Source organism: Streptomyces rectiviolaceus, from assembly GCF_039533825.1.
In the GTDB taxonomy this organism is placed as follows: Bacteria; Actinomycetota; Actinomycetes; order Streptomycetales; family Streptomycetaceae; genus Streptomyces; species Streptomyces rectiviolaceus.
The window spans coordinates 16,713-23,442 of sequence record NZ_BAAAUG010000214.1 but is presented as its reverse complement, the minus strand read 5'-3'; the positions used below and the strand labels follow the sequence as shown (position 1 = coordinate 23,442).

General features: G+C 71.1%; 7 protein-coding genes. 5 read left to right on the top strand and 2 right to left on the bottom strand.

What is annotated here, in order from left to right; genetic code table 11:
- The first annotated feature begins 173 nt into the window (after positions 1 to 173).
- Genes ABD378_RS41600 through ABD378_RS41590 form a run of 3 tightly spaced genes read left to right on the top strand, consistent with a single transcriptional unit; the run spans position 174 to position 2,728 of the window.
- On the top strand, positions 174 to 1,211 hold the full coding sequence (locus tag ABD378_RS41600) for an ABC transporter ATP-binding protein (protein ID WP_344530251.1): 1,038 nt from the start codon (positions 174 to 176) through the stop codon (positions 1,209 to 1,211).
- The gene (locus ABD378_RS41595) at positions 1,208 to 1,915 is read left to right on the top strand and encodes an ATP-binding cassette domain-containing protein (RefSeq protein ID WP_344530249.1); all 708 of its coding nucleotides are present in this window, start codon (positions 1,208 to 1,210) and stop codon (positions 1,913 to 1,915) included. The genes ABD378_RS41600 and ABD378_RS41595 overlap by 4 nt, the downstream gene beginning before the upstream one ends.
- 42 nt (positions 1,916 to 1,957) lie before the next feature.
- Positions 1,958 to 2,728 carry a YqjF family protein gene (locus ABD378_RS41590; protein WP_344530247.1) on the top strand — a complete coding sequence of 257 codons (771 nt, stop codon included), beginning with the start codon at positions 1,958 to 1,960 and terminating at the stop codon, positions 2,726 to 2,728.
- Positions 2,729 to 2,767: 39 nt separating this feature from the next.
- Here ABD378_RS41590 and ABD378_RS41585 read toward each other — a convergent pair whose 3' ends face one another.
- Positions 2,768 to 4,138, bottom strand: a complete 1,371-nt coding sequence (locus ABD378_RS41585) for an SLC13 family permease (RefSeq protein WP_344530246.1) — start codon at positions 4,136 to 4,138, stop codon at positions 2,768 to 2,770.
- Between the two features lie 250 nt (positions 4,139 to 4,388).
- Positions 4,389 to 5,168, bottom strand: coding sequence for an IclR family transcriptional regulator (locus ABD378_RS41580; RefSeq protein ID WP_344530245.1), 780 nt, complete (start codon positions 5,166 to 5,168; stop codon positions 4,389 to 4,391).
- Between the two features lie 97 nt (positions 5,169 to 5,265).
- Here ABD378_RS41580 and ABD378_RS41575 point away from each other — a divergent pair, with 97 nt between their 5' ends.
- A complete protein-coding gene (locus ABD378_RS41575; protein WP_344530243.1) occupies positions 5,266 to 6,432 on the top strand; it encodes a pyridoxal-phosphate-dependent aminotransferase family protein in 1,167 nt (388 codons plus the stop codon).
- A 52-nt stretch (positions 6,433 to 6,484) separates the two neighbouring features.
- Positions 6,485 to 6,730, top strand: a 246-nt coding sequence (locus tag ABD378_RS41570) for a hypothetical protein (protein WP_344530241.1), incomplete at its 3' end; no start/stop codon positions are given.

The window sequence follows — 6,730 nt, the reverse complement described above, 5'->3', positions numbered from 1 at the left end:
GGCCGCGCTGGCACCGGCGGTGGCGCTCGCTCTCCTCGCGGGGCTCGCGGTGGCGCTGGGTGCGGGGCGCGGCGGGGCTGCGCGGCCGCGTGCCCGTGGCCGTGCCTGGTCCCGCTTCCGTTCCCGTTCCCGTACCCGTTCCCGGAAGGGGTTCTCCCTTGAAGCCTGAGAGCGTGAAGCCTGAGAAGGTGTCGTCCGACGTGCTGCTGTCGGTCCGTGACCTGCGGATCGGCTTTGACTCCGGACCCGCCGTACGCGGCCTCTCCTTCGACGTACGCAGGGGTGAAGTCCTCGCGGTGGTCGGCGAGTCGGGGGCGGGCAAGTCGGTGACGGCGCGGGCCCTGCTCGGCATGGTGCCGCGCGGTGCTTCGCTCTCCGGGAGTGTGCGGATGCACGGTCCGGGCACCGCCGATGTCGAACTCGTCGGCGCGCAGCGTGCGACGCTCGCCGCGCTCTGGGGACGCCGTGCCGCCCTGGTGCCGCAGGACGCACTGTCCGCCCTCTCCCCCGTCCACACCGTCGGCGATCAACTCGCCGCGGCCGTACGGTCCGTGCGCGGCCTCTCCCGCGGCCGGGCGCACGCCGTCGCCGTGGCCGCGCTGGAGAAGGTCGGCATCGCGGACGCCGCACGGAGGGCCCGCGCGTACCCTCATGAGTTCTCCGGCGGCATGCGCCAGCGGGCCGTCATCGCCATGGCCACGGTCAACGAACCGGAGCTGGTGGTCGCCGACGAGCCGACCACGGCCCTCGACCCCGAGCTGCGCGGCCAGATCCTTGATCTGCTGGTGGAGCGGTGCGACGCGGCGGGCGCGGCGCTCGTCCTGGTCACGCACGATCTGGGCGTCGTACGGAGCCACGCCGACCGGGTGCTTGTCATGTACGCGGGGCGGCATGCCGAGTCCGGTCCGGTGGACGAGGTGCTCACGCGCCCCCACGCCCCCTACACGGCCGGGCTCCTCGCCTCCCTGCCGCCCGATGAGCCGCTGCCGGGGCGCCGCCTCCCGGCGATCTCCGGTGCTCCGCCCACGCCCGACGCCCTGCCGCCCGGCTGCGCCTTCGCGCCCCGCTGCCCCCTGGCGGACGAGCGGTGCCGCACGGAGCTGCCCGAGCCGGAGGAGACGTACGACAGCCGTGCGGTCTCCTGCCATCGGTGGCGTGAACTGCCCGAATCCCCCGCCCAGTTGTTCCTGGAGAAAGTCACCACCGCATGAGCCCGCAGATACCTCTGCTCGACGTACGCGACCTGGTGGTCCGTTACGGCGACGTCCTCGCCGTCGACCGGGTGTCGTTCGAGCTCGCCGCCGGTGAGACCCTGGCGCTGATCGGCCCTTCGGGCTGTGGCAAGTCGTCCACCGCGGCGGCCGTGCTCCAGCTGCGCCGCCCCGACGGCGGCGAGGTGTGGTTCGACGGGCAGGAGCTCACCGCGCTCGACGAGCGCCGCCTGCGGCCGTTGCGCCCGGCGATGCAGCCGGTCTTCCAGGATCCGTACGGCTCGCTCAGCCCTCGCCGCACCGTGCGCGACGCCGTCGCCGAGCCGTTGCGCGTACAGGGGCGCTGGGACGCCAAGGGGCCCGCGCGCGTCGCCGAGCTCCTTGATCTGGCGGGCCTGGCATCCGCCCACGGCGAGCGGCTGCCGCACGAGCTGTCCGGTGGGCAGTGCCAGCGGGCCGGTATCGCCCGCGCCCTGGCGAGCGAACCGCGCCTGCTCGTCCTGGACGAGCCGCTGTCCGCCCTCGATCCGTCGCTGCGCGCGGGCATCCTCAATCTCCTCGCCGACCTCCAGGAGCGGCTCGGGCTCGGCTACCTCTTCATCAGCCACGACATGGCCGTGGTGCAGCACTTCAGCGACCGCGTCGTCGAGATGCGCGCGGGCAGGGTCGTGTCCGCACCGGCCGGGCGGAGCCTGGTGACCTGACCCCCGTGACGGGCGAGCCGAGGTGCCTGCGATGCTGATGGCGTGGTCCTCTCCCCCGCCGCGCCGGAACCGATATCCGCCGATCCGCCCACCTCCGCATCCGCCGAGAACCCGCTGCTCACGCAGTCGTGGCTGGATCTGGCCTTCGTGCACTGGGCCGTGGATCCCGCGGACGTCGCGCCGCTCCTTCCGGCCGGGACGGTTCCCGATCTGCACGACGGGGTCACCTATGTGGGCCTCGTCGCGTTCCGCATGCACCGGGTCGGCTGGTTCCGGCTGCCCGGCATCCCCTATCTGGGTACGTTTCCCGAGACCAATGTCCGCCTCTACTCGGTGGATGCCCATGGCCGACGCGGCGTCGTCTTCCGCTCCCTGGACGCCTCGCGCCTGATCCCGGTGGCGGTCGCGCGCGGCGCCTTCCGGCTGCCGTACCAGTGGTCGCGGATGAGCATCCGCCGCAGCGGCGACACCGTCACGTACAGCAGTGCCAGGCGCTGGCCGGGCCCGCGCGGTGCGTACAGCCGTATCGCCGTCCGGGTGGGCGAGCGGGTCGAGGAGCCCACCGATTTCGAGCACTTCCTGACGGCCCGGTGGGGCATGCACAACACGTTCTTCGGGCGGCAGATGTTCCTGCCGAACGCGCATCCGCGCTGGCCGCTGCACCGGGCCGATCTGATCGTGTGCGACGAGGACCTGGTCGCGGCGGCGGGGCTGCCGCGGCCGGTCGGGGACCCGGTGAGCGTGCTGTATTCGCCGGGTGTCCCGGTCCGTTTCGGGCGGCCTGCCCGGCCTGGCGGCATTCCGACTCCCTGACGGGCGGCACGACGGCGTACGACTCCACTCCGTACGGCTTCACAGCGAGGTCGGCAGGACGAACAGGGCCCAGGTGACCAGAGGCCCGATCACGGCGATGCCGAGCCCCCAGACCATGAGGCGGCGGAAGACGAAGTCCCGTTGGTCTTCGGGGGTGTTGGCGGTCACCAGGGCTCCGCTGGTGGAGAACGGCGATGCGTCCACGACCGACGCGGAGATGGCCAGCGCCGTGATGAGGCCGACGGCCCCGACCTCGCCGGCGAGGAGGAAGGGCACGGCCAGCGGGATCAGCGCGCCGAGCATTCCGGTGGTCGACGCGAAGGCGGAGACCAGGGCGCCGATGAGGCAGATCAGCAGGGCTCCGAACAGGGGTGCCTCGATGGAGGCGACCTGCTTGCCTAGGTAGTCGATGGTGCCCATGCGCTCCATCTGGCTCACGTAGGTGACGATGCCGCAGACAAGCAGCACGGTCGACCACGCGCAGCGGTCCACGGCGCCGGTGACCGACTTCGGGGAGACCAGGGAGAGCACGACGGTGATGGTGAGCGCCATCAGGCCGACGTCGAGGTCGAAGAAGAGTGCTCCGGCGACGAGGCTGAGCAGCCCGATGAGGGTGAGCGCGCGCGGGCCGTCGAGTTTGAGGGGCTCTTCCTGTGTCGTGGGCGCGGTGGTCGTGGCGACGGCGAGGGCGCGCCGGGGTGCCGCTCCCGCCTCGACGAGCTGGCCGCCGGGCGGCGGCGCGTCATCGGGTCGCGGTGCGTCGTCGTCGGGTCGGGCGCCGCCTTTGTACGTCTCCGCGCGTTGCCCGAGCAATCGCCGTCCACCGAAGATGAAGAAGACGATGACGCACAGCGCCACGTTGAACAGGAACGAGGCGGAGAACAGGAGGGCGGGGTTGCCCGGCAGGTGGTTCCGCTCGACCACGTTGTTGGTGATGCTGCCGAACACGCCGATCGGCGAGAAGCCTCCGGCGCTGGCTCCGTTGGCTATGAGCAGCCCCATGAGCACGGGGTTGATGCCGTAGGCGACGGCGAAGCCGAGGCCGATGGGGGCGACGATGCCGACGGCCGCGGGCGTCACGGCGCCGACCGCGGTAAGCATGGCGGTGACGAGGAACATGACCCAGGGGATGAGGGCGATCCGGCCCCGCACGGCTTTCACGGCCGCGTTCACGAGCCAGTCCACTGTGCCGTTGTTCTTCGCGATGGCGAACAAGAGCGTGACGCCGACCAGAACGACGAACAGGTCACCAGGGAAGCCGGAGAAGAGGTCGTCCGTCGACTCGTCCGCCACGGTGGAGCCGACGATGAACGCGGCCACGAGAGCAAGGGCTCCCAGGTGGACGGCGGAGAAGGTCGCGATGGCGAAGACAAGGACCAGGGCGATGATGGAGATGACTTGATCTGACACGAGGGCTCCCTTGCCGTCGGCCGATGGTCATGTCGCGGTGCGTCGGGGCGCGTGACGAGGGGTGCGCGCCGCACCGAGGAGTGCGCGGTGGATGAGGGCGCGCACAGACGTCCCCCCATGGGCTGAAGGAGCCCAGGGTGGATGATTAATTCCGCCTGGCGGAATTGAGCTTTCGCAATGGGGAGTATTGGAGTGCGCTTCCCGGGGCGTCAAGGGGAACGCCCGAATGCGTCGCGCGGGGCGGAGTTCGCTACTCCCCCAACTCGGGCCCGCCCGCGACACCTTGCCGCGAGTGCCCCAGCGCCGCGCTGACCTGCCGCGCCGTCTCGCTCACCAGCGCGCCGTACGCGACGCTCGCCTCCTGCGTCATCCGGCTCGTCGGCATGTTGACGCTGATGCTCGCGACCGGCGTCCCCGACTCGTCCCACACGGCTGCCGCGACCGCGGACACGTCGTCGCGCCACTCCCCGCCATTGGTGGCGTACCCCCGGTCCCTGATGCGTGCGAGCTCGGCGAGCAGCCGTTCCCTGTCCGTGATCGTCGAGCCCGTGAACTCCTCGAGCCCGAAGTCCAGTTGACGGTCGATCACTTCCTTGGGGCTCACCGCGAGAACAGCCTTGCCGTTCGCGGAGGCGTGGATCGGCAGCTGGGTGCCGAGGGCCAGGATGATCCGTACCGGCTTGGAGGTCTCCAGGCGCTCGATCAGGACCACCTTGTCGCCGTCCGGGACGGTCAGATGGACCGTCTCGTCGATGCTCCGCCGCAGCTCCTCCATGAGCGGCAGGGCGACGTCGCGCAGACTCAACTCCCCCGTGGCACGCCGTCCGACCTGCAAGGCCTTGGTGGTCACGACCCAGCGGGTGACCTCGCCGCCGGCCGGGCGGATCCAGCCCGCCGCATGCAGTGTGCGCAGGGCGCGCTGCGCCGAGCTCTTGGGCAGCTCCAGGCCGCGGGCGAGGTCGGCGACGCCGATCGGCTGCCGTGCGGCGACCTCTTCCAGTACGCGAAGTGCGTTGAGAACGCTCTGCATCCGTTGACTCCCCATCGGGTCGGGCCCTACGCTCCCCGTGCCACCTTACGACACACCGTGCCACAATGCGGCACGCATATCAAGGGAGTTGGCCAGAGTGACCTCGCAACCAGGGCGGCACTTCCTGCAGATACCCGGCCCCACCAACGTCCCCGACCAGGTGCTCCGCGCCATCTCGGCGCCGACGATCGACCACCGCGGACCCGAATTCGCCGCGCTCACCACGGAGTTGCTCGCCGCACTGAAACCGGTCTTCGGAACCGCAGGGCCCGTCGTGGTCTTCCCCGGCTCAGGCACCGGCGCCTGGGAGGCGGCCCTGGTCAACACGCTCAGCACCGGGGACCGGGTGCTGCACGTGGAGACCGGCCACTTCGCCACGCTCTGGCAGCAGATGGCCACGAGCCTCGGCCTCTACGTCGACTTCGTGCCCGGCGACTGGCGCCACGGCGCATCACCCGAGGCCATCGCCGAACGCCTCACGGCCGACAGCGCTCGTACGATCAAGGCCGTCTGCGTGGTGCACAACGAGACGTCGACCGGCGTGACCAGCCGGGTGTCCGAGATCAGGCTGGCGATGGACGCCACGGGGCACCCTGCGCTGCTGCTCGTCGACACCATCTCCTCGCTGGGCTCGATCGACTACCGGCACGACGAATGGGGCGTCGACGTCACCGTCGCCGGGTCCCAGAAGGGTCTTATGCTCCCGCCGGGGCTCGGCTTCAACGCGGTGAGCGAGAAGGCACTTGCCGCCTCCCGCACCGCGGGGCTGCGCAAGTCCTACTGGGACTGGCAGGCGATCATCGAGGCGAACCGGCGCGGATTCTTCCCGTACACCCCCGCCACCAACCTCCTCTACGGCCTCGCCGAAGCGCTGCGGATGCTCAAGGCCGAGGGTCTGCCCGCGGTCTTCGCCCGGCACGACCGGCATGCGGAGGCCACCCGAACCGCCGTGCGCGGCTGGGGGCTTGAGGTGCTGTGCGCCGACGACCGCGAGTACTCGTCCTCGCTGACCGCGGTGCTCATGCCCGAGGACCAGGACGCCGACAAGGTGCGCGAGATCATTCTTGAGCGGTTCGACATGTCCCTGGGGGCGGGCCTCGGCAGGCTCGCCGGACGGATCTTCCGCATCGGCCACCTCGGCCACTTCAACGATCTGACGCTCGCGGGCACGCTCGCCGGGGTGCAGATGGGCCTTCAGCTGGCCGGTGTGCGCATCGACCCCAGCGGGCTCACGGACGCCCTGGACGTCCTGCGCGCCGAGTGACGGCGCCCGCGCGCCCGCCGAACTCCCCATCCCGCCGAGGAGGTTGCCGAGCATGACCGTCACCGAGGGCGAGAGCCCCACGCACGAAAACTCCGAGAGCGCCGAGAGCGCCGAGAGCCAGGACCGGGCCCGCGGTCTCCAGCAGGACCTGGCCAGGGATCTCGACGGAGAGGTTCAATTCGACGACTACACCCGGCACTTGTTCGCCCGGGACGCGAGCATGTACGCCATCACACCGATGGGCGTGGCCTTCCCCCGGCACGCCGACGACGTCGCCGCGGCGGTCGCGGCTGCCGCG

Coding starts and splice junctions, on each gene's coding strand:
- ABD378_RS41595 (WP_344530249.1), top strand. CDS start 1,208: ATGAGCCCGCAGATACCTCTGCTCGACGTACGCGACCTGGTGGTCCGT.
- ABD378_RS41580 (WP_344530245.1), bottom strand. CDS start 5,168: ATGCAGAGCGTTCTCAACGCACTTCGCGTACTGGAAGAGGTCGCCGCA.